Source organism: Kribbella sp. HUAS MG21, from assembly GCF_040254265.1.
GTDB lineage: Bacteria > Actinomycetota > Actinomycetes > Propionibacteriales > Kribbellaceae > Kribbella.
On the sequence record NZ_CP158165.1, the window covers coordinates 1,570,581 to 1,596,017 of the forward strand.

At 69.8% G+C, this 25,437-nt stretch carries 25 protein-coding genes; 15 read left to right on the top strand and 10 right to left on the bottom strand.

Annotated elements, in window-relative coordinates:
- The first annotated feature begins 2 nt into the window (after window positions 1–2).
- The 6 genes from eccB to ABN611_RS07655 all read left to right on the top strand — a co-directional run bounded on the left by eccB (window position 3) and on the right by ABN611_RS07655 (window position 6,975).
- Window positions 3–1,418 carry a type VII secretion protein EccB gene (eccB, locus tag ABN611_RS07630; RefSeq protein WP_350279085.1) on the top strand — a complete coding sequence of 472 codons (1,416 nt, stop codon included), beginning with the start codon at window positions 3–5 and terminating at the stop codon, window positions 1,416–1,418.
- Between the two features lie 87 nt (window positions 1,419–1,505).
- Window positions 1,506–1,829 carry a hypothetical protein gene (locus ABN611_RS07635; protein WP_350279086.1) on the top strand — a complete coding sequence of 108 codons (324 nt, stop codon included), beginning with the start codon at window positions 1,506–1,508 and terminating at the stop codon, window positions 1,827–1,829.
- Window positions 1,830–1,842: 13 nt separating this feature from the next.
- Entirely contained in the window at window positions 1,843–3,063 is a 1,221-nt protein-coding gene (locus tag ABN611_RS07640; RefSeq protein ID WP_350279087.1) for a hypothetical protein, read from the top strand.
- Between the two features lie 158 nt (window positions 3,064–3,221).
- Complete coding sequence (locus tag ABN611_RS07645; RefSeq protein ID WP_350279088.1) at window positions 3,222–4,064, top strand: type VII secretion protein EccE; 843 nt, start codon at window positions 3,222–3,224, stop codon at window positions 4,062–4,064.
- Window positions 4,065–4,300: 236 nt separating this feature from the next.
- Window positions 4,301–5,335, top strand: coding sequence for a LuxR C-terminal-related transcriptional regulator (locus tag ABN611_RS07650; protein ID WP_350279089.1), 1,035 nt, complete (start codon window positions 4,301–4,303; stop codon window positions 5,333–5,335).
- Window positions 5,332–6,975: an AAA family ATPase gene (locus ABN611_RS07655; protein ID WP_350279090.1), complete on the top strand. Its 1,644-nt coding sequence runs from the start codon at window positions 5,332–5,334 to the stop codon at window positions 6,973–6,975. The genes ABN611_RS07650 and ABN611_RS07655 overlap by 4 nt, the downstream gene beginning before the upstream one ends.
- Here the strand turns inward: ABN611_RS07655 and ABN611_RS07660 are convergent.
- Both ABN611_RS07660 and ABN611_RS07665 read right to left on the bottom strand, forming a co-directional pair.
- Window positions 6,970–7,530: a hypothetical protein gene (locus ABN611_RS07660; RefSeq protein WP_350279091.1), complete on the bottom strand. Its 561-nt coding sequence runs from the start codon at window positions 7,528–7,530 to the stop codon at window positions 6,970–6,972. The genes ABN611_RS07655 and ABN611_RS07660 overlap by 6 nt on opposite strands.
- Window positions 7,527–8,036, bottom strand: a complete 510-nt coding sequence (locus ABN611_RS07665) for a hypothetical protein (RefSeq protein WP_350279092.1) — start codon at window positions 8,034–8,036, stop codon at window positions 7,527–7,529. Before ABN611_RS07665 ends, ABN611_RS07660 begins: the two co-directional genes overlap by 4 nt.
- A 118-nt stretch (window positions 8,037–8,154) precedes the next feature.
- Between ABN611_RS07665 and ABN611_RS07670 the strand changes: the two genes are divergently transcribed.
- Entirely contained in the window at window positions 8,155–9,708 is a 1,554-nt protein-coding gene (locus ABN611_RS07670) for a serine/threonine-protein kinase (RefSeq protein WP_350279093.1), read from the top strand.
- On the opposite strand, the gene ABN611_RS07675 is transcribed toward ABN611_RS07670, so the two are convergent.
- The 5 genes from ABN611_RS07675 to ABN611_RS07695 all read right to left on the bottom strand — a co-directional run bounded on the left by ABN611_RS07675 (window position 9,709) and on the right by ABN611_RS07695 (window position 17,614).
- Window positions 9,709–11,745, bottom strand: coding sequence for a DUF3488 and transglutaminase-like domain-containing protein (locus ABN611_RS07675; RefSeq protein ID WP_350279094.1), 2,037 nt, complete (start codon window positions 11,743–11,745; stop codon window positions 9,709–9,711).
- Entirely contained in the window at window positions 11,742–12,863 is a 1,122-nt protein-coding gene (locus ABN611_RS07680; protein ID WP_350279095.1) for a DUF58 domain-containing protein, read from the bottom strand. The genes ABN611_RS07675 and ABN611_RS07680 overlap by 4 nt, the downstream gene beginning before the upstream one ends.
- On the bottom strand, window positions 12,860–13,852 hold the full coding sequence (locus ABN611_RS07685; protein ID WP_350281609.1) for a MoxR family ATPase: 993 nt from the start codon (window positions 13,850–13,852) through the stop codon (window positions 12,860–12,862). Before ABN611_RS07685 ends, ABN611_RS07680 begins: the two co-directional genes overlap by 4 nt.
- The gene (locus tag ABN611_RS07690) at window positions 13,852–16,191 is read right to left on the bottom strand and encodes a fibronectin type III domain-containing protein (protein ID WP_350279096.1); all 2,340 of its coding nucleotides are present in this window, start codon (window positions 16,189–16,191) and stop codon (window positions 13,852–13,854) included. The genes ABN611_RS07685 and ABN611_RS07690 overlap by 1 nt, the downstream gene beginning before the upstream one ends.
- 79 nt (window positions 16,192–16,270) lie before the next feature.
- Window positions 16,271–17,614 (bottom strand): BTAD domain-containing putative transcriptional regulator, encoded by a 1,344-nt coding sequence (locus ABN611_RS07695; protein WP_350279097.1) that lies wholly within the window; start codon window positions 17,612–17,614, stop codon window positions 16,271–16,273.
- 233 nt (window positions 17,615–17,847) lie between these two features.
- On the opposite strand from ABN611_RS07695, the gene ABN611_RS07700 reads away from it, so the two are divergent.
- Window positions 17,848–18,750, top strand: coding sequence for an NADP-dependent oxidoreductase (locus ABN611_RS07700; protein ID WP_350279098.1), 903 nt, complete (start codon window positions 17,848–17,850; stop codon window positions 18,748–18,750).
- An 87-nt stretch (window positions 18,751–18,837) separates the two neighbouring features.
- Window positions 18,838–19,053 (top strand): hypothetical protein, encoded by a 216-nt coding sequence (locus ABN611_RS07705; RefSeq protein WP_350279099.1) that lies wholly within the window; start codon window positions 18,838–18,840, stop codon window positions 19,051–19,053.
- Window positions 19,054–19,060: 7 nt separating this feature from the next.
- On the opposite strand, the gene wrbA is transcribed toward ABN611_RS07705, so the two are convergent.
- Window positions 19,061–19,663 carry an NAD(P)H:quinone oxidoreductase gene (wrbA, locus tag ABN611_RS07710; RefSeq protein WP_350279100.1) on the bottom strand — a complete coding sequence of 201 codons (603 nt, stop codon included), beginning with the start codon at window positions 19,661–19,663 and terminating at the stop codon, window positions 19,061–19,063.
- A 138-nt stretch (window positions 19,664–19,801) separates the two neighbouring features.
- On the bottom strand, window positions 19,802–20,350 hold the full coding sequence (locus tag ABN611_RS07715) for a lysoplasmalogenase (RefSeq protein ID WP_350279101.1): 549 nt from the start codon (window positions 20,348–20,350) through the stop codon (window positions 19,802–19,804).
- Window positions 20,351–20,733: 383 nt separating this feature from the next.
- Between ABN611_RS07715 and ABN611_RS07720 the strand changes: the two genes are divergently transcribed.
- The 5 genes from ABN611_RS07720 to ABN611_RS07740 are packed head-to-tail and all read left to right on the top strand — an operon-like array spanning window position 20,734 to window position 23,055.
- A complete protein-coding gene (locus tag ABN611_RS07720; protein WP_350279102.1) occupies window positions 20,734–21,525 on the top strand; it encodes a glucose 1-dehydrogenase in 792 nt (263 codons plus the stop codon).
- Window positions 21,526–21,547: 22 nt separating this feature from the next.
- Window positions 21,548–21,739: a hypothetical protein gene (locus tag ABN611_RS07725; RefSeq protein WP_350279103.1), complete on the top strand. Its 192-nt coding sequence runs from the start codon at window positions 21,548–21,550 to the stop codon at window positions 21,737–21,739.
- Between the two features lie 53 nt (window positions 21,740–21,792).
- Complete coding sequence (locus ABN611_RS07730; protein ID WP_350279104.1) at window positions 21,793–21,966, top strand: hypothetical protein; 174 nt, start codon at window positions 21,793–21,795, stop codon at window positions 21,964–21,966.
- Between the two features lie 31 nt (window positions 21,967–21,997).
- Window positions 21,998–22,573, top strand: a complete 576-nt coding sequence (locus tag ABN611_RS07735) for a hemerythrin domain-containing protein (protein ID WP_350279105.1) — start codon at window positions 21,998–22,000, stop codon at window positions 22,571–22,573.
- 5 nt (window positions 22,574–22,578) lie between these two features.
- On the top strand, window positions 22,579–23,055 hold the full coding sequence (locus tag ABN611_RS07740) for a hypothetical protein (RefSeq protein WP_350279106.1): 477 nt from the start codon (window positions 22,579–22,581) through the stop codon (window positions 23,053–23,055).
- On the opposite strand, the gene ABN611_RS07745 is transcribed toward ABN611_RS07740, so the two are convergent.
- Window positions 23,049–24,227 carry an MFS transporter gene (locus tag ABN611_RS07745; protein WP_350279107.1) on the bottom strand — a complete coding sequence of 393 codons (1,179 nt, stop codon included), beginning with the start codon at window positions 24,225–24,227 and terminating at the stop codon, window positions 23,049–23,051. The two genes, ABN611_RS07740 and ABN611_RS07745, sit on opposite strands and share 7 nt — an antisense overlap.
- Window positions 24,228–24,297: 70 nt before the next feature.
- Here ABN611_RS07745 and ABN611_RS07750 point away from each other — a divergent pair, with 70 nt between their 5' ends.
- Complete coding sequence (locus ABN611_RS07750; RefSeq protein ID WP_350279108.1) at window positions 24,298–25,314, top strand: LysR family transcriptional regulator; 1,017 nt, start codon at window positions 24,298–24,300, stop codon at window positions 25,312–25,314.
- Window positions 25,315–25,437 lie beyond the last annotated feature (123 nt).

Consider the following 25,437-nt stretch of genomic DNA (forward strand, 5'->3'; position numbering starts at 1 on the left):
CGATGGCCTCCAAACGGGACCAGCTGCAGTCGCACCAGTTCGTACAGCAGCGGATGACACATGCGTTGCTGCTGCGTGAGACCGATCCCGAGCACCCGCCCTTCCGTCGCGGCATCATCGCGATGCTGGTGGGCATCGGTCTCGCTGTACTCGTGCTGGCCGGCGCGGGTGTCCACGGCCAGCTCTCACCCGGCGGCAAGACCTCTTGGAAGGCCGGCGACCGCGTCATCGTGGAGAAGGAGACCGGCACGCGGTACGTGTACCGCGACGGTGTGCTCTACCCGGCGGTGAACTACGTGTCGGCGTTGCTGCTGGCAAACAAGTACAGCCAGCCGCTGATGGTGTCGGCCAAGTCGCTCCTAGGTGTACCTCGTGGCCAGCGCGTAGGGATCCCGGACGCACCGGACGCCCTGCCTGCGAAGGGCCGGTTGCTCGGCGGCGGCTGGTCGCTGTGCGCGAAGCCCGGCGTCAACGCAGCCGGCAGCCGCGTGGTGCGATCCGTACTACTGGTCGGAACTGAGCAATCCGGAACGCAGGCGGACGCCTTGCTCGTTGTTGGGCCCGACGGTCGGCGCTACCTCATCTGGCGGGGCTACCGGCATCTGATCCAGCAGCAGGCGACAGTCGCGGCAGCGCTCGCGTTGAACAACGAGGCATGGCTGCAGGTGCCGGCTGTCTGGTTGGACCTCGTGCCGTCCGGCCCACCGCTCGGACCGATCTCCGTCCCCGGTGCGGGCGCGCCGTCAGCTCTTCTCCGGCCAGGACGTGTCGGGACGTTGTACGTCGTACAGACGTCGACCGGGCAGGGACAGTACTACCTGCTGCAGCGGGACCGGCTGGTCGCGATCAGCTCGCTGCAGTACGACGTACAGCGCACGGCACCGGTGACGCGGAAGGCGTACCCGGGCTCGGTGCCGCAGGCCGTGCCGCTGGATCCGGCTGTGGTGGCGCAGGTGTCCGGCGGGATGAGTACGACGTCTACGGACGCCGCGTTGCCGGCGACACGTCCCACGTTCGCTCGGCCCGAGTCTGCCGGGGACTCCGTGTGCGCGGTGTTCTCCGGCGGGGAGTTCCGGCCCCGGTTCACGCTGGCGAGCTCGCTGACTGCGGCCGGGGACGCCGGCGTGACCGCGGGACGTGGTCCTGGCGGCCTGCCGTTGGCCGACATGGTCGTCGTACCGCCTGGTCATGGCGCCGTGGTGGAGTCGATGGCGTCACCTGGCCAGCCTGCGGGGTCCGGTGCGCTGTCGTTCGTGAGCGATCTAGGCCGGCGGTACCAGCTGGCGAGCCGCGACGTACTGGCGGTCCTCGGCTACGACAACCCGCCGGTCGTGCGGCTGCCGGCGGAGCTGGTCAGCCGGCTGCCGGCAGGGCATGCGCTCGATCCCGCTGCCGCGGCGTACCCGATCGGCCCCTAGCTGACGTTCGGTGGCCTGATGTGGTCCGGCGGCCCGGCCGGTCCCGGATGGCTGATGTGGTGCAGACGACGAACCCGAGGAGGAAGTATGGACATCGGCAGGCTGACTATGGTGCCGGACGAGCTGCGCCAGTTCGCGGCGCTGGCACCATTGGCGACCGTCACCCCGGTCTCCGGCACGGTCCGTGCGACACCGCCGCTGGCCGGTCCGATGCCGGAGAGCGCGACCGTCGACGCACACGTGCGGTTTTGCGTGGAGAACACCGGCACGGTCACGCTGCAGGCCACGAACGGCATCTCGTCGCTGATCGACGCGGCGCTGTCGATCGCGACCAGCTTCGAGTCCACCGACCAGGCGAACGCGACCACGCACCGCGCGCTGCGTGACGTGTTGCCGACGGCCACGGACTGACGGGGGTACGGCGATGGGCGCGTACTTCGGGATGGAACTGAACGCGATGGCGTCGATGCTGTACGGGCAGCGCGCCGAGCCGTGGCATGCGGGTGCCGACATGTGGGGCTCGGCGTGTCAGCAGCTGCTCGCCACGCACGGCGACCTGGGCGCCGCGAACGCTGTGGTCAGCACCTGGCCGCAGAGCGTCGGCTCGCTGTCGCAGGTCGCGTTCGACGGACAGGTGATCGGCAGCCTCGCGTCACTCGGCGAGTGGGCGGCGTACACGGGTGCGATGTCCGCGGCGCTGCGGCTGGGCGGTACGGCGTTGAACGCGGCGCAGGCCGCGATGCCCGCGCTGCAGAGCGGCTACGACACCGCGGTCGCGTTGAGCGGCGTACCGATCATCGGGCCGTTCGCCGCGCAGGTGGCGGTCGGCCTGCAGCAGGTCGGTGCCGGGATGATGGAGGCGGTCGGGATGGTCATGCAGGCGCCTACCGCCGTACCGGCGCCGACGCACGGCTGGCAGGGGCCTGGTGGCAGTGGCGCGCCGATGCCTTCGTCGCCGGTGTCCGTCGCATCGGTGACCGAGGTGCTGGATGCGACGGACAAGCTGTTCAGTGCGATGGAGAAGGGCGCCAACCTGGTGCAGACCGTCACCGGGCTCGTGCAGTCGGGCAGCGGTCTCGGTGACGCGCAGGACGCGCTGGACAAGCTGCCGGAGTACAAGGACCTGCCGGGGACGGTCATCCATCCGGACCTGCCCACGCTGGCGGGCGGTGGAACCGCGCAGGTGCCAGTGTCGACACCTGCGTCGATCGGAACGACTGTGCCGTCTTCGGCGGGAATGCCGGGTGGGATGCCGGCGGCGGTGCTCGCCGGGACAGTCGGTGCGTTGACCAGTTCGACACTTACGCCGACGGTTGGCAGCGGGTCGGTGGGTGCGCGGATCGCTGCAGGTACGGAACCGGCACTGGCCGGCGGTACGGCGCGCAACGCCGCTGCCGCCACCGCCGCGAAGGCGATGCCGGCGATCGCACCGCCGCTCGCCGGGGCGTCCGGTGGTGGCGGGTCGAACGGGGGGCGCTCCGGAAACCGGAGGCGGTCGTCGAACGAGCAGCAGGACACGATGCGGCGTACCGGCGTGCAGTCGGAGCTACAGGGCCGGACAGCGCATGAGTTCACGCTGCCGGCCCCGCGTCGCCGTACCGGCGGACCTGTGCTCGACGACGAGCTCTTCGACCGACTGCCATGACCACGACACCCGCCTCGGCTCAGCCCGCGGCCCTGTCCACCCCTCACGTCGCTCCGGCTGCCGTCGTCGCGACCGTCGCGCCGCCGCGGGCAGCGCCTGTCCCGCGTGTGGCGACCCCCTCTCGTGCCGCACCGGTAGTGAGTCCAGCAGGTGCTCGCGTGGCCGCACCGGCCAGTGCTGGTCCGGTGCAGGGTCCTCCGCCGGGGCTGGAGCGTCGGCGGCTGCGGGTCGGCGTGGGACAGGTGGTCTGCTGGCAGCTGGTAGCCGGCGTGGCAGCTGGGCTGGTCGGGCGGGGTTGGGTGGCCGAGCTGACGGCGGGGCTGCTGGCAGTCGGGGTGCTGGCGCTGACGGCCACCTGGCGGCGCGGGCTGTGGAGCTACCAATGGCTCCGGCTGGCTGTTGCGTATCTGGTTCGCGGGACGCAGTTCGTCGCGGTGGAGGGCCTGCGGGGCGAGCTCGAAACGGGTGCGGGGACCATCATCCGCTCCGACGGCGTCACGGTACTGCTGGAGACCGACGTACCACCGGAGCTGCAGCCGGCCGACCTGCTGGACGAGTACGACGGCCTCCGGATCAAGCTGCTGCGCCGCCCCGGACGGGCCTGGATCGCGCTCACCGCACTCCGGTCCGCGGACCGGCCGCGGGACACCGAGCTGGAGCTGCTGCTGACGAACGCGGTCCGACGGCTGACCAAGCGGCTCCGCCGCCGCGGCCTGCACGCCGAGCCGCTCGGACCCGACGAGCTGCCCGGGCTGCTCGCCACCCTGACCCCCAAGCACCTCACCGAGGAGTGGGACGCCCTCCTCGTCGGCGGCGGCCGCTTCCGGATGTACGCCGTACCGTCGCAGCTCGCCCTGCAGCAGGCCGGAGCGATCGCTGTCACCACCGCGAGCGACCTCGAGCACGCGCTGGTCCTGGCGCCGGCGGGAGCTCCGGCGGCGCCGGGCGCCGTACCGCAGACCGGTCGGCACCGGTCCGCCTTCGTCGCCGCGCTGCCCTGATCCAGCGGCTGTACCAGCGGTGTTCCGGCCCGCTGGACAGCCGCTGTATCGGCTGTACCAGGCGTGGACAGGCGCAAGATTCCCGCTGGACGGCGGGTCGGGATGGTTCTGGTGTTCACACCGAGTCCCCCGTGGACTCGCCGAATCCTGCGAGGTGTCCCGTGTACCACTCAGAGCCTGCTGAAGGCGCTTCGTACCCCCGCGCCGCACGCTTTCCACGCGCCGTATCGAACGCGGTGAAGTCTGCACCGCACGTCCGCACCACCGGGTTGCGGCTCGCCCACCTGGGCGTCGACGCGACCGCCGAGCGCACCTACCTGACGGTGCTCGAGCGGCCGTCCTGGACCGCCGCCGAACTGGGCGAGCGGCTCGGCCTCGATGAGGAGGCCACCCACGAGGTCATCCGGCACCTGACCGCTCTCGGCCTGCTGGCCCGCGACAGCTCAGGTGATGTGGTCAGGCCACTCAATCCGCGCCTCAGTCTCACCGCCCTGCTCGCCGAACGCGAGGCGGACCTCGCTCGCGTCACCCGCGATCTGGAACGCAGCCGCGTGGCCGCCGCCGAGATCGCCGGTGAGTACGCCCGCCGGCACCCGGCTCCGCTCGGCGACAGCAACGGCGCCCTGGACTGGGCGAGCAGCCCGGCCGCCGCACAGCGCACCATCGAGGGTCTGCTTCGGTCGGCGTCCGGCGAGGTCCTCGTGAGCACACCGGCCACTGCGGCACTGTCCGACCCGATCGCCGGCCTCCGCGAGCTCGGGACCGGTGTCCTGGCCCCGCCGGTCCGCTACCGCATCCTCGTACCGGACGCGGCGCGCACCGACCCGATGCTGTCCCGGCGTCTGCAGCAGCTGACGCGCAACGGCGCACAGGTCCGTACCGCGACCACGGTCCCGCTCTGCGCGCTGATCGTCGACACGGCGACCGTTGCGCTGCCTGCCGATCGAAGCGGTCGTGGCGCAGTCAGCATCCTCAGGCTGGCGGCTGCGGTGGGGGCGGTGACCGAACTGTTCGAACGCGTCTGGCATGCCGCGACACCGCTGCGCCAGCCGACCGGCCTCGGCGACGCGTCGGGCCTGACCGTCCGCGAACGCGAAGTACTCACCCTGCTCAGCGACGGCGGTACCGACGCGTCAGCCGCGGCCCAGCTCGGCGTATCGGTCCGGACCGTACGGCGGATGGTGTCCGAGCTGATGGCGCGACTAGGTGCGCAGAGCCGGTTCCAGGCCGGGCTGAAGGCGGCCGAGCGCGGCTGGGTGGGGACTCGATGAGCCGGACATTGCTGGTGGCACCCGACCGTCCAGGTGCCTACCCGACCATCGGAGCGGCAGTACTCGACGCACCCGAGGATGCGGTCGTCTCGATCGCTCCCGGCGTCTACCGGGAGACCATCGACCTCTCCGACCGGTCAGTGACCCTGGTCGCCGACGACGGCGAGGTGGTCATCGACGCCACCAGCGCGCAGGCGCCGGTACTACGAGCCGCCGGAGGCCGCCTCACTCTCCGGGAGCTCACTGTCCGGGCCGGTGACGCACCGGCGGTCCAGCTCGACGGCGGCACGCTGCGGGCCGAGCGCTGTGCGTTCTCCGCCGGCTTCGGTCCGGCGGTACTCGTCACCGGTCCGGCGGAGGCGACGGTGTCGCACTGTCAGGTGACGGGCGCCGAGCACGGTCTGGTGCTGGAGGACTGCAGGGCCCACGTCGAGCACACCACGGTGGCAGGTATGTCCGCCGACGGCGTCATCGTCCGCCTCGGTGCGACCGTCGTACTGCGGGACAGTCAGGTCAGCGACTGCGGACGCCGCGGCGTCTACTGCTACCAGTACGGCCGGCCGACCATCGAGGGCTGCGAGGTCTCCGGTACGGCGGAAACGGGCATCCTGATCGCCTACGACTCCACGGCCGTACTGCGGCACACGTTCGTCCACGACACGGCTGGTCCAGCTGTGTCGTTCGGGCGCCGGTGCCGGGGTGAGGTCGTGTCGTGCCGCTGGGAGAACACCGCCGAGCCGGCACTCGACCTGGCAGAGCCGGAACTGGTGGCCGTGACAGCCGCGGTGCAGGCGCGAGCCACTACTGCCGACCCGGCCAGGGCGGATGTGGAGTCGTTGCTGGCGGAGCTGGACACCATGGTCGGCCTGGCGAGTGTGAAGGAGGAGGTGCGCAGCCTGATCGACGAGATCCAGGTCAACGAGTGGCGACGGAAGGCCGGCCTGCCGATCGGCAGCCTGAGTCACCACCTGGTGTTCGCGGGCGCGCCGGGGACCGGCAAGACCACTGTGGCGCGGATCTACGGCAAGCTGCTCGCAGCGCTCGGGGTGCTGCCGAAGGGCCAGTTCAACGAGGTGGCGCGCCGGGACCTGGTGGGGCAGTACCTCGGCCACACCGCCGAGAAGACGACGAAGGTGTTCGAGAGCGCGACAGGTGGTGTGCTGTTCATCGACGAGGCCTATGCCTTGTCGCGGGCGGGCGCGGAGAACGACAGCTTCGGCCAGGAGGCGATCGACGCGCTGGTGAAGCTGATGGAGGACCATCGGGACGAGGTCGCCGTGATCGTCGCGGGGTACAGCAACGAGATGCGGCAGTTCCTCGACGCCAACCCGGGCCTGGCGTCCAGGTTCTCCAAGACCATCGACTTCGAGGACTACTCCCCCGACGAGCTCACACTCATCGTGCAGCGCATGGTGGCAGCCAACGAGTACGACCTGGACGCCGCGGCCGCGCCCTTGCTGCACCAGCACTTCGCGGCCGTCTCCCAGGCGGCCAACTTCGGCAATGCGCGGGATGCCCGGCGGCTGTTCGACCGCGCGCGGAAGGCACAGTCGCAGCGGCTGCGCCGGCTGGGCGGCATGCCTGCGCTCAGCGACCTGCGCACGCTGCACATCGACGACGTGACGGCCGCCGTGTCATGACACCGGAGCGAGGACGGCGACGAAGTCGGCCAGCAACACGGACACCCCGTCGAGGACTGCGCCGAGCTGGGCACTCGCTGTGCCCGGCGCGTCCGCGGTCTCGCCGATGGTGGCCAGGACTTCGCAGTGCGCCCACAGCGACGGCGCCACCCAGCCCCACTGCCACAGCTCGTAGGCGATGGGGCCGAGTGTGGCCAGCGGTTCCAGCCCTGGTACGCCGATCGCGAAGCGCTCCGGGTCGTCGGGACGGTTGCCCAGGCCTACGAACAACGGCAGCAGCCGGTACCGCTGTGCGAACGCGGCTACGTCATCAGCAGCCGCCAGCAGACCTCTGCTCAGCAAGGTGTCCACATGTCGTTCTGGATCGTCGATGTCGGCGTCCGCGCACGCGGCCGCCAGCTCGGTCACATGTGTGAGGCGGTGCGCCAGCAGCCAGACACCGAACTCCGGGGCGCTCAGCTGTTCCGCCGTACGCCCGACACGGACGACGTACGGCATCGACTCGGTAGAAGCGTCCGGACCGGCGCCGTGGCCGATCGGAAACAGTGCTGTCATGGCTGGTACTCCGTCACGGCCAGGTCGAGGCAGGCGGCGCTGTGGGCGAGCAGTGCGTGCAGGACAGTCAGTACGGCGGAGGGGCTGGTGTCGTGTTCCTTGCAGGCGACGAGCAGGTTGGGAGACAGGTGCGACGACAACCAGATGTCGTAGAGGTTGCGGGTCATCCCGGTGAGCGGGAGCTTCGCCGTGCCCGACCTGAACATCGCTGGGGCCTCTGGGGTGTTCCCGAGTCCGAGCTGCAGCGGCAGCAGCCGGTGGCGCGCGGCGAAGTCGTTTGGACTGTCCGCGTCGACGTCGGCCAGCAGGCTCCTGGCCAGCAGCTCTTCGGCGTGGCGGGCAGGCTTCTCCTCGTTCAGACCGTGGGCCGACGACCAGACCGCGAACTCGTCGTCGGTCAGCTCGACGATCTCGCCGCCGAGCCGCACCTGCTGCACAGGCGGGTCCTCGGCAGCGGTGAAGTGCGGGCCCAGGTAGTGGCCGATCGGGAACCTCAGCATGGTCATGCCTTCGACGGTGCCCGCCGGGGCCGACCTGGCGGATCCGCTTGCAGCATGTGGCCAGGGTGTGGCCGCAGCAGCCGGCGAGGCCGTGAACGACCTGTTCGCACGGGAAGATAGGCACGTGACAGACAAGACAGGACCCGATTCGGTGCCGGTGCTGCCGGGCTGCACGGAGGTGGTTCTGGTCCGGTCCGGGATGCCGAGGACCTTCCGATGCCTACGGCAAGGGACCGCGCTCAGCGCGCTGGTGTATCCGGTGCGGGTGGACGCCGGTACGGCGTCGACGTTCAGCAAGCAGGCCAAGGCGCTGCAGGGCATCAACCACCCGCATGTCGCACCCGTGCTGGAGTCCGGGCTGGCCGATGGGTACCCGTACTTGCTGACCACCCCGGACGCGGGAACCCTGGCTGAGCAGGTCCGCGACCAGCTCCGCTCACCTGCGGAGCTGGCCGTGCTCGGTCGGCAGCTCGCGGAGGGTCTGGCTGCGCTGCACGCTGCTGGGCTGGTGCATGGCGGTCTTACTCCTGGTGCAGTGGTCCGACTGCCTGACGGGCGCCCGCAGCTGTCCGCGCTCACGCTCGGTCTGGGGCAGCACACCGGACATGCGGCGCTGAACTCACCCAGCCAGCTGTACGTCGCTCCGGAGACGCTGCGGGACGGGACCGTCACCGCGGCGTCCGACCTGTACGCACTGGGCGCTGTGCTGTACGCCGCAATCAGCGGGAAGCCACCGCTCGCGGCCCGGATGGGTGAGACTGCGGGCGAGCACATCCTGCGGGTGCTGAACGAGCCGCCGGCACGTCTCGACGTACTGCCGGATGCCTTTGCGGACGTGATCGCGCGGCTGCTGGAGAAGGACCCGGTCAGGCGTCAGGTGTCCGCGGAGGTGGTGGCCGCGTCGCTTGCAGCACTGGCGACTCCCGCTACGCCGCCTATGCCTGCGGTGCGGCCGGTGACTGCTGCCGCACCTAAGCCGACGGCTCCTGTTGGGCAGCAGCAGTCGCGGCCACTGCCGCGACCTGCGGTGATGTCGCGCGCCAGCCTGCGCGCCTGGCCCCCGGCCACCAACACAAAGCCGGCCCCAGCACAACCCGCTCCCCCACAGCCAGCCGCCACACCTACGCCCACGCCCACCGCACAGGCGCCCATCGCGCAGGCACCTTCCGCACAGCCGCGCGCCACGCAGCCGCCGACCACTCCGCCGCCGGCCGCACCTACGCCTGCGCCTTCCCCCGCGGCGGCTGTCCCCGTGAGTCCGCCGGCTGAGCCCAAGCGGCGCAACTGGTTGCTCGTCGCCGCCTGTGTACTCGTCGCAGGCGCCCTGATCACCACGCTCGCCCTGATCAACCGCCAGAGCCAGGCCGACGACAAACCCCTCGCAGCCCCGACACCGACGACCAGCTCCACCCCAGCCCTGGTCGTCAAGCTCAACCCACCAGCCGACCACAGCACGTACGTCGACCTCAGCTGGAGCGGCCCGTCCGACGTCAACTACGTCGTCGTGATCGCCCAGGCCGGCAAGCCCGCCACCACCAAGCTCGTCTACAAGCGCACCAAGTACCGCGTCCCCGTGGTGCCCGGTGTGCAGTACTGCTTCGCCGTCCAGGCCACCGACGGGCTCAACACGACCGAGACCGCGCCGCACCCGGTGCGCGACGCCCAGTGCGAGCGCTGATCACCCGATCAGACTGCGGGCGCTGAACGTCGTCCGGATCCGCTGCGACAACCGCCCTTCGGCCAGCCCGCGCCGCGCCTTCCGTACCGCGGACCACGCGAACTCCCGGTCCGGATCCGCGTCCTGTCCCGACCACAGCGCCCGGTCCAGACAGCCGGCCAGCAAGGTCATCGCCTGCGACACGGCTCCGTCCGACTCGCGCGCCAGGTCGCGGGCGGTCGCAGCCGGCGTCACCCGGATGCCGTGGTCCCGCAGCAGGTCCCGCGCCTCGGCCCAGGCTCCGAGCGTCCCGTGCCGCCTGCGCCGCTGCCGCCGTACGGCCTTGAGCAGTGGAACACCTACGAGCCACAGCACGACTACTGCGACCAGTGCGGCACCGACGATCAGCAACACCGACCAGCCCGGAAAGTCGTGTGTGGCGGCGGTCTTGGGCTCAGGCAGGGTCGGCTCGGCCTGGTGCTCGCGCTCGATCTCCTTGGTCGACGGCAACTTCTTGCGCACCGTCTCCGCCGCACCGGCCAGACCGCCGCCGCCCTTGGACGCGGCGGCTCCGGTCGGGTCGAGCGGTACCCAGCCGACACCTGTCACCGCCACCTCGGGCCACGCGAGCACGTCCCGGTTCCGGATCACGTACGTCCCGTCGGGGCTCGCTGTCTCAGGCTGCTTGAACCCGACCACCAGTCGCGCCGGTAGTCCGAGCAGCCGTGCCATCACGACGTACGCCGCCGCGAACTGTTCCGACGTACCGCGTTTGCTGCGGAGCAGGAAGTGGTTGAGCTGCGGGTACCCGTGGCCGGTCGGCAGGTTCTCGCCGGTGGCGAGCTTGTAGTTGGTCCGCAGGTACTTCTCGAGCACCAGCGCGAGCTGGAACGACGGCCGCACGTCACCGGCGATGCTGCGCGCCAACTCGTCGACACCGGCAGGCACCTCACCCAGGTCCGCACCGCTGCCCAGCTCGGAGTTGACCCCGGCTGACGCCAGCTCGTCGGCATCCACGGTCGGCTCCGCCCAGGTGATCCGGTACTGCGACGGCCGCGACTGCTCCGCCAGCAACGCACCGGACGCCGGGTCGACGAGCAACGGCACGTCATCCACCACCGACAGCGTGCGGGCCTGACCGGGCAACCAAGGCAGCGACCACTCCGCGAGCGCGAGATCCGCCGACTGCCGCCGTACCGGAACAGTCACGTGTGGGTCGAGGGGCAGTTCACGACCGAGCCGCTGGAACTTCGGTGCAGCCGTCCAGGTCACGCCGTCGAACCTGTCCAACGCAATGACCGGCCAGCGATCCACAGGTCCATTGGCACGAGCAGTGAACACCACGGTGTCGGGGGAATTCAGCCGCGCCGCCACCTCGGTCAGCGGGTTGCTCAGCACCGTTGGCGCATCAGGAGGGCTCGGCTTCGGCAGGTGCACCGCAGTGGCGGTCGGCAACGTCAGACCGAGGCTGCTGGCACCAGCCGCCATGGCAACGAGTGCAGCGACCAGCCGAAGCCATGCACCACGGTCACCTGGCCACTGCAGAAGGACCAACGCAAAGCACCCAGCCAGCGCAAGGCCGACAAGTACCGCGTCGACGCCGGTCACGGTGACGTAAGCCTGAGAGAGCCCAGCCACCACAAGAGCGGGCAGCAACGCCAGCAACCGCGAACGCTGCAACACCCGCGCGCCCAGGAGACAGGCCAGCAGCACGAGCACAGGTACGAAGGCCACCAGGTCAGGCGACGGACTCGCGGGCCAGGTCGACTCGAGCGTACGACGCCAACCGGACGTCACCGCATCCCACAGCGCCACCGGACGGCGGGCGGCGCCGGGTATGACGGCCAGCAACGCGACAACGCCACCAACTAGCGTCAACGGCACCCGCCAACGCGCCAGTGGTGGTCGCCGCAGGATCGCTTCCTCAACCAGGTAAGCGATCACGGCAACAGCAAGCATCGGCCAGAGCACAGCCGTCGTACCGAAGAGCGGTGCGTACAGGAGGCCCGCGACCACAGCGGCCGCGAGCACTCCGAGGACAGGTAGCCGTCGACTCATGCTGGTACGGCGTTCCAGGCATCTACTGCGCTCTGCGCACTGTGGGCGTGGATGACGTGCACCCCGGCCGCCGTGTGGAACGCCTGCTCGTCGTGGGTCAGGTCGATGTACACAACAGGGCGGTAGCTCGACCTGAGGTTCGGCAGGTCGGCCAGGCCGGCACCTGTCAGCACGACCAGCGCACCACCGTCCCGTGTCACCGGAAGAGCTTCTAGCGGATTGTTAGTGGTCGCCGACTGCTCTAGCTTGGCCAGCTCGTCGAGCAGATCGCTGACCGCCTGTACGTCGTGGTCGGTACCGCACGGGGTCGTGAGCCGGAGGCGCTGACCGGACTGCGCAGCCACGACCAGGATCGACGCCGCCACCGACACGGCCGTGTCGAACTGGCCAGCCGTCAACGCCGACGTCCGGGTGTCCAGCACGAGCTGCAGCCGCGGCTGGTCGGGATCGACGTACTCGCGGACCATCAACCGCCCTGCACGAGCAGACGCCTTCCAGTGCACATGTCTGACCTCGTCACCCGGCACGTACTCACGCAGCCGACGCAGGTCGATGGAGCCACGCAACGGGCCCGCGGACACCGGCCCTTCGAAGTGGTGTCGCTGGCGGATACCTGTCGCAGTACGGACCGCGTACCGCTTCGGATGCACCAGAAGCGTTGCCGCGCTGCCGATCGAGACCCGGCACGACACCAGACCGAACGGGTCGGAGCGACGCAGTACCAGCGGACCGACAGCCACCGGGCCGCGGCGCGAGGTGGGCAACTCGTAGTGGTACGTCGCGACACCGTTAGGTGCCAGCGCCGCGACCGCCACCTCGGACTGGTGCGGGCCTGCATTGTCAGCCGCGACGAATGCGGGCTGGCGCCGTGTGGACTCGTTGCGCACCAGCAACCGCGCCAACGCAGGCTGACCGCACTCGACGCGGTCCGGGTACAACACCCGCTCGACAACGACCTTCGGCCGACGTACGACGGTCAACACGCTGACAAGCACCACAGCGAGGCCTGCGCCGGCCAGCACCTGCAGCAGCGGGTAGCCGAGCAGTTGGCCTGCGACCAGCAGAGCTACCGAGCCGGCCAGCACACCCCAGGCGCGCAGCGTCAGCCGCGTCCTCATGACACGACGCCGAGGGCCCGCTTGAGGTCACGTCGTACCGGATTGCCCGGCGCCGGAGTGTCTGCGAGGACGTCGTCCACCACGCTCTCCGCCGTACGCCGGGACAGGGTGGCGTCCGCGGTCAGCACCAGACGGTGCGCGAGCACGGGATGCGCGATGTTCTTCACGTCGTCCGGTGTCACGAACGACCGGCCGTCCGTCGCGGCGATCGCGCGGGCCGCCCGGATCAGGGCGATGCTGCCGCGCGGGCTGGCGCCGTACCGGACCGCGCTGTGCAGCCGGGTCGCCGCGGCCAGCCGGACGGCATACGCCATCACCGCCTCGTCGACGTACACAGACCGGACAGCGGCGATGACGCCGCGCAGCGTGTCCGGGTCGATCACCGGCTCCAGGTCGTCCGGCGTCGGACCGGCGCCGTCCAGCGCCACTACCTCGACCTCGGCGTCGTGGTCCGGGTAGCCGATCTCGATCCGCAGCAGGAAGCGGTCCAGCTGTGCCTCGGGCAGCTGGTAGGTGCCTTCCATCTCGATCGGGTTCTGCGTCGCGAGCACCATGAACGGGTCCGGCACCCGGCGGGTGTCCGCGTCGACGGTGACCTGCCGCTCGGCCATCACCTCGAGCAGTGCGGACTGCGTCTTCGGCGTACCGCGGTTCACCTCGTCGGCCAGCACGATGTTCGCGAAGACACCGCCGGGGTGGAACACGAACCTGCCCTGGCCCTGGTCGTACACCACCACGCCGGTGATGTCGCCGGGCAGCAGGTCCGGTGTGAACTGGATGCGGCTCCAGCGGCCGCCGATGCTGCGGGCGAGGCTCCTGGCCAGGCTGGTCTTGCCGAGCCCCGGCAGGTCCTCGATCAGCAGGTGCCCGCCGGCGAACAGGGTCGCGACCGCCAGCCGTACCACTTCCGGCTTACCGCGGATGACCCGCTGGATGTTGGCCGCGATCAGCTCGTAGGCCTGCTGCGGCTCGATCCCCGCATCCCGCATCACCACTGCGCATCCTTCCGTCGGCGCGAGGTACGTCGTACTGAAGAGGCCGGCCTACTCACCGGAGGCATCGCCGGGGCACCGGCTGTAGGCGCTGCCGTTGTCGAACCGGCCGCACCGGTAGCCGTCGTGCTGCTGCTGTTGTTGCGCTCCCGCGTGACCGCCTTGACCGTGAACGTCAGCTGGAGCGCAGTCAGACCGGTGTAGCGGGTGCTGGTCGTTGTCACGGTCCGCTGCGGCTGGCCGGTCGCCGTGACGACGTAGTGCACCAGCTGGCCACCGTTCAGGTTCGGCGCGGTCCAGCTGAGCGACACCGACCCTCTGCCTGGCGTAGCGGTCACCTTCGGCGCCGCAGCCGGCTTGTATGGCGTCACTGAACGCGTGGCTGCGGACGGAGACGACGTACCGGAGCTGTTGGTAGCAGTGACCCGGTAGCTGACGGCCTTGCCCAGTGGCGGGTTGAGCGTCGCGCTGTTCGTGTACGCCGGGCTCTGGGTCTTCGTGCCGTCCGATCCCAGCACTGTGTAGCCGGACAGGGTGTAGTCCGACGTGCTCGGGGCGGACCAGGACACGGTGACCGAGCCGTTCGGCTTGGCGGCCGCACTGACCTTGGTGGGCGGACCAGGTGGTTCGGCCTGGCTGCCGCCGATCGGCACTGTCTTCGTGTCGACGGCCGGACCGGTGCCGACGCGGTTGGTCGCGGACACCGTGAAGATGTAGCCACCGCCGTTCAGCAGCTGGCTGAAGCTGTGGCTGCGGGTGCTGCCGGAGACGGTGACCGAGCCCGACGCCGGGAGGCCGACGACGAAGTAGCCGGGCGCGATGCGGAAGCTCACCTTGTAGCTGGAGATCGCGGCACCGTTGGCCCGGGCCGCCGACCACGACACCGTCGCCTTGCCGCTCGCGGGCCGGGCCGTCACCGAGCCGGGCGCACCAGGTGCGGACGCCGCCGGCACGGTCGGCTTCGTCGTCGGCTTGCTGGTCGGCTTGGCCGTCGGCCTGGTGGTTGTCGGCTTGGTCGTCGTCGGCCGGGCCGTCGGTTTGCTCGGCGGTGGGGTGGTCGTCTCGGTCCGGCGCGGCTTGCGCTCCGGTGTCTCGGTCTCGGTCGCGTTCGGCTTCGGCGGTGCGACGGTCACCTTGACCGGCGGCAGGAGCGGCCGGCGGGTCGGCGTACTGCTGGGGGTGCTGCTCGGCGTGGGAGTGCTCGGGGTCGGGGTGGCGCTCGGCTGCGTCGTCGCCGACGGGGACACCGGCTTGTTTCCGCCGTCGATGTCCACCTCGCTCACCGAGCCGTCACCGTCGACCACGGTCACCACCGCACCGGTCTCGTCGTCGATGTACAGCCGGCCGTCCTGCCCGGCCGTCACCCGTGGGCTGCCCTTGTGGCCGCCGTCCTTCTTCTTGCTCAGCTCATGTGTGTGCAGCGCCTTGCCGTCCGGCGCGAACGTCCGTACGACGCGCTTGTCGGTGTCCAGTACTGCGACAGCGGCACCGGTCGCGGCTACCGCGCCGTACCGTCCCGGCGGGAGGTTGATGCTCTCGGCGGCCTTGGCGCCCGCGGCGTCGACCAGCAGCAGCCGCTGGCCGGCCAGGATCGGGATCCGGCCGTTGACGTCCGACTGAGCTACGACAGAGGTGGTCGGCAGGGCACCGCTTACGCCCATCGGCACCGCACGGCCGGCCTTCTCACCGGTCAGCGGTGTCAGGGTGCGCTTCGACAGGTTGGCAAAGGCAGGCTTGCCGGCAAGGCTCAGCAGCGCACCAGCGTCACCTGCCTGCGCAGGAAGCTCGCAGGTCAGTGCGGTCGACGCAGGTGCCAGCCGGCAGAAGTGGTTCGCGTTGCGCAGCCACAGGGCACCGTCGGCGGTGGCGATCGCGCTGGACACCACACTGCCGACGGTGATCGTTTGCTGCTGGTCGCCCAGCCGGACGATCTGACCGTGCTGCCGGTACACCAGGTACGGGCCGCTCTGTGCCTCGATACCGACCGGTTCCTCCGGGATGCCGATCCGGACCGTGCTCTTCACCGTCAGGTTCGACTTGCCGAACACGATGACGCCGTCGGCGCGGACGACGTACCCGTTGGTGGCGCCCTGGACGACCTGGCTGCCGGGCTCGGCCTGCACACCGCGGACCTCGGCGTCGACGGTCTTGCCGCCGCCGTCGACCCGGAAGACCGCGCCGAGCGTCGCGTTGTAGACCCAGTGCCCGGCCTGCTGGAACGCGACCGCCGGCGCACCGCGACCGAGCGCCGAGTAGCCGATGAACGTCCCGAGAACCAGTGCCGCGACCGTCCACCAAGCAACAGGCCGACGCATCGCACGGGCAAGGCGAGTCATGGGGTAAAAGTGCCTCTCTGCTGTCCAGCTGCGGTACAGCGGTGATACATCCGGCCAGGAGTCGTCCGGAAGCGGTCGCTCAGGAGGCGACCGGGGAGCGGGCGGGGTCCTCTGGTTCGCCCAGATCGGCCAGGGCCTGCCTGGCCTCGACGGCGGTGGGCGATTCGGGCAGCAGCCGGAGCGCACGGCGGAGGTGCTCTGCCGCCTGCTGGTGTGCGCCGGCACTCGCCTCGGCCAAGGCCAGGTTGACCAGCACGGTCCCCTCCGCATCCCGGTCGTTGTGCACCGACGCGACGCTCAGGGCGGCAGCGAACTCGTCCCGCGCATCGTGGAGCCGGCCGGCGCGGGTCTGCGCGATGCCGAGGATGTTGCGCGTGATGAGTTCGCCGTACCAGTCCTTGCCGGCCCGTGTCGCGGCTACGACCTCCGCCACTAGAGGAGCCCAACCAGGGACGTCACCGCCGGTCTCGACGAACTGGTGCAGCGCAGTGGTCAGCAGCCACGCGTTGGCCACGTCCTTCTCCGCCAGCAGCTGGCTGATGGCAGTAGTGAACTCGGGGTGCCGCGTGGTGAACCAGTGGCGAGCCGCCTCCGCATGCGGACCGTCCAGCGCGCCAGCAGCCTCCACCACGGTCCGCACGTACGCATCCGGTCCAGGCGCCTCCTGCTTCGGCTTGTCCGGTACGTCGGCCAGTAGCTCCTGCTGCAGCTCCCGCAACTCCGGCCCCGGCTCAGTACCCAGCTCGTCCACCAGCGCGGTACGGGCCTTCTGGTACGTCGCCAGCGCGTCAGCTCGGCGCCCCGCGTCCCGATACGCGACCAGCAGCCGCGCCCAGTTCGTCTCGCGCAGCGGGTCCTCGGTCGTGAGGCTCTTGCACAGGGCAACCGCGTCGGCGAATCGCGCCGTACCGATCAGGGCATCCGCCAGCCGCTCCCGGACCGACCAGTGCAGCTCGGCCAGGCGCGTCACCTCAGGCTGATGCTGGTCGGTCACCAGCCCCTCGTACGGCGCACCTCTCCAGAGCGACTGTGCTGACTCCAGGTGCTTCAGTGCTGTCGCAGCATCGCCCGCGGTCAACGCCTCGTCGCCGGCGGCCAGCAGCGCCTGCAGGCGGTCCGAGTCGAGCTCACCGGCCTGCACGCGGATCCGGTACGCCTTGGAGCGGCTCTCGATCCGCTGGCCGTCCGCACCGAGCGGCGGCAGCGTCCTGCGGAGCTGCCAGATGTACGTGCCGATGTTGCGCTCCGCCGAAACCGGAGGGGTCTTGCCGGACCACACCGTGTCGACGATCTCGCCCACGGAGACCCAGGTGTTCGCCTTCACCAGCAGCAACGCGAGCAGCGCCCGCGGCTTGTCCGCCCGGATGTAGCTGACCGCATCGGTGCCGTCGATCTCCACCGGCCCCAGGACCCGGAACAACACCGCCGCACCACCTCCACCTGCGCTGGACTCACCGAACCACTCCGACGCAACGATCCGCCCGGCGGTTCCGCACCCACCGCCCGCACTCCGCTACAGAAGGTAGTTACTCTGCCCTACCCATCAAACCGGACCACCAGGGTCAGAAGTGGCCCACCACCCGGGGTGCCGTTTGGCCCACCGGCGCGGGGCGCTGTGCATCTACGGTTGAGAGCACTACACCGAAGGAGCCTTCCATGCGTGCCATCACAGCCCAGGACCGCGAGGCCGGCGTCGGCGGACTGTCACTGACCGAGCTGCCGTACCCGCACGCCGCCGAGAACGACGTCGTCGTCCAGGTGCACGCCGCCGGCTTCACCCGCGGCGAGCTGGACTGGCCGGGCACGTGGACCGACCGGGCCGGGCGCGACCGCACGCCGACCGTGCCCGGGCACGAGCTGTCCGGGGTGGTGGTCGAGCTCGGCTACGGCACCACTGGGCTCACGGTGGGCCAGCGGGTCTTCGGCCTCGCCGACTGGACCCGCAACGGGACCCTCGCGGAGTACGTCGCCGTGGAGGCGCGGAACCTGGCCCCGCTTCCGGCGGACGTCGACCACGTGACCGCGGCCGCCGTACCGGTCTCAGGCCTCACTGCGTGGCAGGCCTTCTTCGACCACGCCCACCTGCAGCCAGGCCAGACCGTCCTGATCCACGGCGTCGGGGGTGCCGTCGGCTACGTCGCAGCGCAGCTAGCGCGCGAGGCAGGAGCCCACGTCATCGGCACCGGCCGTACGGCGGACCGCACCACGGCCACCGAGCTGGGCGTGCAGCAGTTCGTCGACCTCGGCACCGACAGGCTGGAGGCAATCGGCGAGGTCGACGTCGTACTGGACGTCATCGGCGGCGAGATCCGCGACCGCTCCACCGCCCTGGTACGCCCCGGCGGCACCGTCGTCACCATCGCCGACCCACCCACCACCCACCCCCGCGACGGCCGAGCCATCTTCTTCGTCGTAGAACCCAACCGCGACCACCTCACCCACCTGGCCACCCGCCTCCGCGACGGCCGCCTGAAACCCCTGGTCACCACCACCCGCGCCCTGCCCGAAGCCCCCAAGGCCTTCACCGAACGAGGCCGAACGATCATCACCGTGCAGTGACCTTCGGGTACGACGTCAGCTCGTCGGTTGCTCGAGCTCGGTTGGGGGTACCGGCAGCGGGCTACCGACGAACGTAGGAGGCGTGGAATGACTCAGGAGCCTGAGCGGCGGACACGGGAACCGGATGACCGGGCCGAGCAGGTGTCCGACGACAGCATCACGGTCAACGAGCCGGAGGACGGCGTCCGCCGGACCGCGGACGACGAGCCGGTGCACCCGCGATCCGCCGGTGAGACGGATCCGGCGGCGGCCGCCGACCCGACTATTCCGCCGGACAGCCCGCACGGACAGCCGACCGACTGAACCGAGTTCAAGCGCCGCGCTTGAGCGCGGTGGCGATTTTCACCACGCGTTCGGCTTGTACGGCGGCCGCGGCCCGGATGGTCTGGTCGACGTCGCCGCGTCCGGACACGTGCGAGGTGCCGTACGGGTTGCCGTCCTCGAACTTCGCGGGGTCGGTGTAGCCAGGTGACACCACGATGCCGCCCCAGTGGTAGATCGTGTTGTACAGCGCCAGCAGCGTCGACTCCTGCCCGCCGTGCTCGGTCTGCGACGACGTGAACCCGCTGTAGACCTTGTCGGCCAGCAAGCCCTTCTCCCACTCCGGTCCGAGGGTGTCCATGTATTGCTTCAACTGCGCGGCGATGTTGCCGTAGCGGGTCGGGGACCCGAAGATGACCGCGTCCGCCCACACCACGTCATCGGCGGTCGCCTCCTCGATCTCCGCGGTGCGCTCGAGATTGGCCTTCCAGTCCTCGTTGGCCTCGATCGCCTCGGGCGGTGCCAGTTCGCGCACTTTGCGCAGCCGGACTTCCGCGCCCGCCTTCTCGGCGTACTGCGCGATCGTCCGGGCGATCTCCGCGATGGTCCCGGTGGACGAGTAGTAGATGACGCTCACCCCGGTGGTGGCCATGTGAACCTCCTCTGGCTGCGTCGGCGGCGAAATCGGCCTGGCGCGCTCGCCTGGACCTCCACTTCCGGGACCGCGCGTGTTCAGCAGTCCCGGGTGGAGGCCGGGGACCGGTACCCGCCACCAGCACGGCCAAACCCCTCAGGTGCCGGCTGCCCCGCCGGGCCTGATTTGCCTGCGGAGCTTCCCGGCGCGGGTGACGACTCCGGCGGCGAGGTTGTACTGACCGGTTGTGTAGGTGAGGCCGACCAAGGCGGCGCGGGTGGGAAAGTCGTGGCCGGCGAGCTGGGTGCCGATCAGGGTGTCCGAAACCAGGAACAGCGCGCCACCGAGTGCTGATCGCCGGTCGTACCAGCCGGCGGAGATCGCAGTTGCCGTCAGCAACGATGCGTAGCCCGCCACGGGCGGCCTCAGCGGCCCGAGACCTGGCCAGAGGAATCTCATGATGCAGGCGCCGGCAGCACCGTACGCCGCAGCTGCCGGCCACTTGAACCGGGTGCGGTCGCGGACGAACAGTGTCACGTAGCAGCCGTGCGCTCCGCCGTACATCGCCATACCCGGCAGCAGGCGCTTGTGCTCCATGAAGGAGTCGCCGGCGCCTGACATCAGCAGCGCCGCGACCAGCAGGCGCGGGCAACTGTGCGACCGGCACCAAGCAGCCAGGGCCGGCATGAGAGCTGCCTTCGTCACGACCCGAAGCCACCTGGGCCCGAAGCTTCGGCTGATTCCGTGGACCACCGCACAACCCCAGTACGCCGCCGTCCACCGTCTGCACCACCGAGAATCGGCAAGGCCGCAGGACACGTGGGGAAGGCCTGCCGACGCGGCCCGGCACAGGACGTCGCCGAACCTCGCGCGCCATCGCCCCTCGCCGGTCATCAGGCCCTCCCTGAAGTGATCCCGCCGGTGCCCGGCCTTCGGCGCGGTCAAACCGGTCGTTACACGCCGCTGACCTTCCGTCGTTTCCGCCGCGGCGGGACGGGTACTCGTCGGGCGGCGTGGTTCGTCGATCAGGAGGGCACAAGATGAGTCAGCCCGCACAGCAACAGCCGGTTCCCGGTGAGCAGCATCGGATGACGCCGGTTCCCGACTGCGGCGAGAAGAGCTACGTCGGATCGGGGAAACTGACCGGAAAGGCCGCGATCATCACCGGCGGTGACAGCGGGATCGGCCGGGCGGTCGCGATCGCGTTCGCGCGCGAGGGCGCCGACGTCGTGATCTCCTATCTCAACGAGCATCGCGACGCCGAGGAAACCGCGCAGTTCGTCGAGGAAGCCGGCCGTACGGCGCTGCTGGTCCCCGGCGACGTCGCCGAACCGCAGCACTGCCGCGACATCGTCTCGCAGGCCGTCGACGCGTTCGGGAAAGTCGACATCCTCGTCAGCAACGCGGCGTACCAGATGACGCACGAGAGTCTGGACGAGATCTCGGACGAGGAGTGGGACCGTACGTTCCGTATCAACGTCGGCGCGATGTTCTATCTCGCCAAGGCGGCGCTGCCGCATATGGCGCCCGGTTCGTCGATCATCGGCAGCTCCTCGGTGAACTCCGACATGCCGTCGCCCACACTGGCGCCGTACGCGGCGACGAAGGCCGCGATCGCGAACTTCTCGGCGAGCCTGGCGCAGTTGCTCGGGGACAAGGGCATTCGCGTCAACAGCGTCGCTCCGGGGCCGATCTGGACGCCGTTGATCCCCTCGACGATGCCGCCCGAGAAGGTGGAGTCGTTCGGCTCCGACACACCGCTCGGTCGCGCGGGCCAGCCGGCGGAACTTGCACCTGTCTACGTACTGCTTGCGTCCGACGACGGCAGTTACATCTCGGGCGCGCGGGTCGCCGTCACCGGCGGCCGTCCGATTCTGTGAACCCGTGCTGGAGGTTGAAACGATGAGTGAGCCCGATGACGAGCACCGTCCTACCGTCGATGATGTCGACCCGAGCGCACTGGCAGTGAACTCGGTCGAGGACAGCGTGCGGGTCGCCGGAGACGCGAGCGAGACCGACACCGTCGACGCCGCGGGAGAGACCCGCCGGGTCGACGACCTCGAAGAGCCGGACGACGAGCAGCCGAACCGGTAGGTGCGGCCGCTCGGCGGCCGCATGGGTCGTGAGCGTCCGGGTACAGAGCTGCCATGAGTGATCTCGGGAGCGAGGCTGAGCCTGAGTACGAGGACCAGGATTCCGAGCCGACGATGAAGGCTCCGGACGAGGGACGGCCGGACGGCACGATCGCGCCTCAGCGCGACGACGCCACCGCGAGTCAGGAACGTGATCTCCCGGACGACGACATCGGCCCGCCGGAATGAGGCTGCGGCCGGGTCGCGGGAGGAGTAACCGATGGCTGATCTGAGTCCTGGTGCGCAGGACGATCTCGTTACCGTGATCACCAGGGACCACCACGCGGTCGAGCTGATCTTCGCCGAACTGCAACTGGGTGAGGGCAGCTCCGATCACCGGCGGAGTCTGGCCGACCACATGACCACCGAGCTGGTCCGTCATGCCGTGGCCGAGGAGATGTACATGTACCCGGCGGCGCGGAGCGCGCTGCCCGACGGCGACACGGTGGCCGACCGCGAGATCGCCGAGCACGCCGGGGTCGAACGGCTCCTGAAGGAACTCGAGGGTGTCGACGCGACGGATCCCCGGTTCGACGATCTCGTCGAGAGGGTGATCGCCGACGTCCGGCACCACATCCGGGACGAGGAGGAACAGCTGCTGCCGCGGCTGCAGGCCGTCTGCGGCACCGAAGTACTCCAGGAGCTCGGCCGCATGGTGGAAAGAGCCAAGTCCTCCGCACCGACCCGACCGCACCCAGCCGCACCGCACAAGCCCCCGGCCAACCTGATCCTCTCTTCAGGCGTCGGAATGATCGACAAGCTGCGCGACGCGCTGTCCGGCCGCAACCGCGACTGAAGACGATGACATCGAAGACAGTGAGACTGCTGGTACGCGGCGCCGCAGCCGGCGCAGCCGGTACGACGGCCTTGAACGCAACGACGTACCTCGACATGACCCTACGCGGCCGCCCCGCCAGCAGCACGCCGAACCGCACGGTGGAGCATCTCGCCTCCCACCTCGGCATCCCAATCCCAGGCACCGCCGCCCAACGCGCGAACCGCATCTCAGCCCTGGGCTCCCTAGGCGGCCTCCTGACCGGAGTCACCTTCGGAACCCTGCTGGCACTAGTACGCCGAACCGGAATCACCCCCGGCCCCGTAGCCGGCGGCCTACTCGCCTCAGCAGGCGCGATGATCGGCGCCAACGCTCCGATGACGGCCCTGAAAATCACGAACCCCCGCGACTGGTCCACCGCGGACTGGCTCGCGGACGCCGTCCCCCACCTCGCCTACGGCCTGACCACAACTTGGGTCCTGGACCACCTCGACCATCAATGACGCCTGGTGCCTGAGGTCAGCGCAGGCCCGGCGAGCACGATGGCTGCCAGCGCCGCCAGGCTCAGCACGCCGATAGCCACCGTCAGGCCGACGCGGTCCGCGATCACACCGATCAAGGCGGGACCGCTGAACGACCCGAAGTACCCCATCGTGCTGACCGCCGCAATGCTCGACGAGCCTCCGCTGTGACTTTGCCGGGCACTACTCGAGACGGGTCGGGCTTCGGGTTGCCCTGCCGCTGCCAGGACGGTCGGAGCAAGGAGCGCAACTCCCGCGCCGACGGTACCCCAGCCCCCGATCGCGCTCGTGGTGTTCGGGGCAGCAATCACCACGACGGTGCCGAGACCGGCCAACAGGCCGCCGGCCCGGACTGCCTTGACCCGGCCGAACCGGCTGACCAGGCCATCGCCGACGTACCGCGTGACTGTCAGCGTCACCACGAAGAACGTGTAGGCCAAGGCGGCCACGGCCGCCGGTGCGCCGTGGTGATTCCGTACGTCGACCGCGGCCCAGTTGCCGGCGCCGCCTTCGACGAGGAACCCGCAGAACGCCACAGCGCCGAGCAGCATCAGCCGCCGGTCGCGGCCGATCTCCCGGCGCGGTGGGCGACGACCGTTCTCGAAGGCCGGCAATCTTGCCGTGGCGGCACACCCCGCGACGAGGGCGAGGAAGGCCGTGACGATGAAGTGTCCCCACAGTGGACCGCCGATCGTGGCGGCAGCGACCGCTCCGAGCCCGCCGACCAGCAGACCCGCGCTGTGGCCGGCGTGCAGACGCGCCATGCACGACCGTCCTCGGCGCACCTCCAACTCGACGCCGGCACTGTTCATCGCGACGTCGAGGATGCTGTTGATCACGGCCCAGACGATCGCCGTCGCACACAACCAGACCAGCGACGGCGCAATAGCAAGAAGGCCCAGCGACACCGGAAACCCGACCATGCCGACGGCGAGCGTACGACGGCTGCCGTACCTATCGGCAAGGTGTCCGCCCAACGGCAGGCCCACCAACGCACCACCTTCGATGGCCAGTACAACGAACGCGAGGCGGCCTGCCGACAGCTCGAGCCGTTCCTGCGTCGCGGGCAGCCGAGCGGCCCACGTCGCCGACACGAACCCCGTAACCAGGAAGACGACCAGCACTGCTCGGTGCGATCCCGCAGGTCGGTTCATCTGTCCAGTCGAACCGACGGCGTTCCATACCTCAAATAGGGATTGAGCATGGCAGTTCTAAGCTGGCGACATGCTTGACGTGGAGAAGCTCGCGACGCTCCGGGCTGTCGTGCGGCATGGTTCGTTCTCCTCTGCCGCCCAAGCACTGCATCTGACGCAACCTGCGGTCTCCCGCCAGGTGTCATCACTAGAGCGTTGCGTGGGTGCGCAGCTGGTGGTCAGAACGCACCGTGGTGTGCGCGCGACGGAGGCGGGCGAACTGCTCCTTCGGCACACCGACGCCATCCTGAACCGGCTGGCGCTCGCGGAGTGGGAGGTCGGTCAGCTGGCCGGATTGCGCGGCAGCACGATTCGGCTGGGCTCGTTCTTCTCGGCGCTTGTGCACCTGTCGTCGGAACTGGCCTTCCTGCTCGAGGAACGGCACCCCGGTCTGACGATCGCCGACGACCTGGTGAACCGCGAGGAAGCGCTCACGAAGCTGGTCCGAGGAGCGCTCGATGTGGCGCTGGTCTTCGAGCACGCCCAGGAACCGGCCGGACCCACGGAGAACGTCGACATCGTCACCTTGTTCGACGATCCGCTCACCGTGCTGCTACCGGCCCGGCACTGGCTGGCAGACAGGCCGGCCGTGCAACTGTCGGACCTCGGAAACGAAACCTGGATCCGAGCGCATACAGGTTCCGCCGCTCGGATGATCGATCGCCTGCTGACGCTGACGGACGCCGATCCGTCGATCCGACTGGCAGGCAACGGCGACGAACCGATCGAAGCCCAGGCACTGGTCGCCGCGGGCGCCGGAATCGCCTTCGCCCACCGCTTGAACGTCGTCCTCGAGCCCGACCAACTCGCGATCAAACCCCTCCGCGGACTCCAGAACGAACATCGCCACATCCAGGCCGCCTGCCGCACCGGCGAACGAACCCCCACAGTCGCCGCCACGATGACAGCCCTGACCGAGATCGGCCACCACCACGGCTCCCTGAACGATGACCCACCCAAGACCAGAAACCCACAGAGTCCTGCCAACCCAATAGGCGGAGCAAGTGCTGAGTTCAGCGGCAAGCCGCCGCGCTCACATGCGCCCTGACCTGCGCTTTCCGCAGATTCCGTAAGACTCGAACCCACAACCCGCGGAGCCTGACAAGAATGCACTCATCGTTTGCCATCAATTGCCAAACCTATCCGTGACCTGCAGATTCACACACCCGGG

Coding starts and splice junctions, on each gene's coding strand:
- ABN611_RS07740 (WP_350279106.1), top strand. CDS start 22,579: ATGACATCGAAGACAGTGAGACTGCTGGTACGCGGCGCCGCAGCCGGC.
- ABN611_RS07665 (WP_350279092.1), bottom strand. CDS start 8,036: ATGACCATGCTGAGGTTCCCGATCGGCCACTACCTGGGCCCGCACTTC.
- ABN611_RS07720 (WP_350279102.1), top strand. CDS start 20,734: ATGACGCCGGTTCCCGACTGCGGCGAGAAGAGCTACGTCGGATCGGGG.
- ABN611_RS07735 (WP_350279105.1), top strand. CDS start 21,998: ATGGCTGATCTGAGTCCTGGTGCGCAGGACGATCTCGTTACCGTGATC.
- ABN611_RS07655 (WP_350279090.1), top strand. CDS start 5,332: ATGAGCCGGACATTGCTGGTGGCACCCGACCGTCCAGGTGCCTACCCG.
- ABN611_RS07700 (WP_350279098.1), top strand. CDS start 17,848: ATGCGTGCCATCACAGCCCAGGACCGCGAGGCCGGCGTCGGCGGACTG.
- ABN611_RS07635 (WP_350279086.1), top strand. CDS start 1,506: ATGGACATCGGCAGGCTGACTATGGTGCCGGACGAGCTGCGCCAGTTC.
- ABN611_RS07750 (WP_350279108.1), top strand. CDS start 24,298: ATGCTTGACGTGGAGAAGCTCGCGACGCTCCGGGCTGTCGTGCGGCAT.
- ABN611_RS07640 (WP_350279087.1), top strand. CDS start 1,843: ATGGGCGCGTACTTCGGGATGGAACTGAACGCGATGGCGTCGATGCTG.
- ABN611_RS07705 (WP_350279099.1), top strand. CDS start 18,838: ATGACTCAGGAGCCTGAGCGGCGGACACGGGAACCGGATGACCGGGCC.
- ABN611_RS07725 (WP_350279103.1), top strand. CDS start 21,548: ATGAGTGAGCCCGATGACGAGCACCGTCCTACCGTCGATGATGTCGAC.
- ABN611_RS07745 (WP_350279107.1), bottom strand. CDS start 24,227: ATGAACCGACCTGCGGGATCGCACCGAGCAGTGCTGGTCGTCTTCCTG.
- ABN611_RS07690 (WP_350279096.1), bottom strand. CDS start 16,191: ATGACTCGCCTTGCCCGTGCGATGCGTCGGCCTGTTGCTTGGTGGACG.
- ABN611_RS07730 (WP_350279104.1), top strand. CDS start 21,793: ATGAGTGATCTCGGGAGCGAGGCTGAGCCTGAGTACGAGGACCAGGAT.
- ABN611_RS07685 (WP_350281609.1), bottom strand. CDS start 13,852: ATGCGGGATGCGGGGATCGAGCCGCAGCAGGCCTACGAGCTGATCGCG.
- ABN611_RS07660 (WP_350279091.1), bottom strand. CDS start 7,530: ATGACAGCACTGTTTCCGATCGGCCACGGCGCCGGTCCGGACGCTTCT.
- eccB (WP_350279085.1), top strand. CDS start 3: ATGGCCTCCAAACGGGACCAGCTGCAGTCGCACCAGTTCGTACAGCAG.
- ABN611_RS07680 (WP_350279095.1), bottom strand. CDS start 12,863: ATGAGGACGCGGCTGACGCTGCGCGCCTGGGGTGTGCTGGCCGGCTCG.
- ABN611_RS07675 (WP_350279094.1), bottom strand. CDS start 11,745: ATGAGTCGACGGCTACCTGTCCTCGGAGTGCTCGCGGCCGCTGTGGTC.
- wrbA (WP_350279100.1), bottom strand. CDS start 19,663: ATGGCCACCACCGGGGTGAGCGTCATCTACTACTCGTCCACCGGGACC.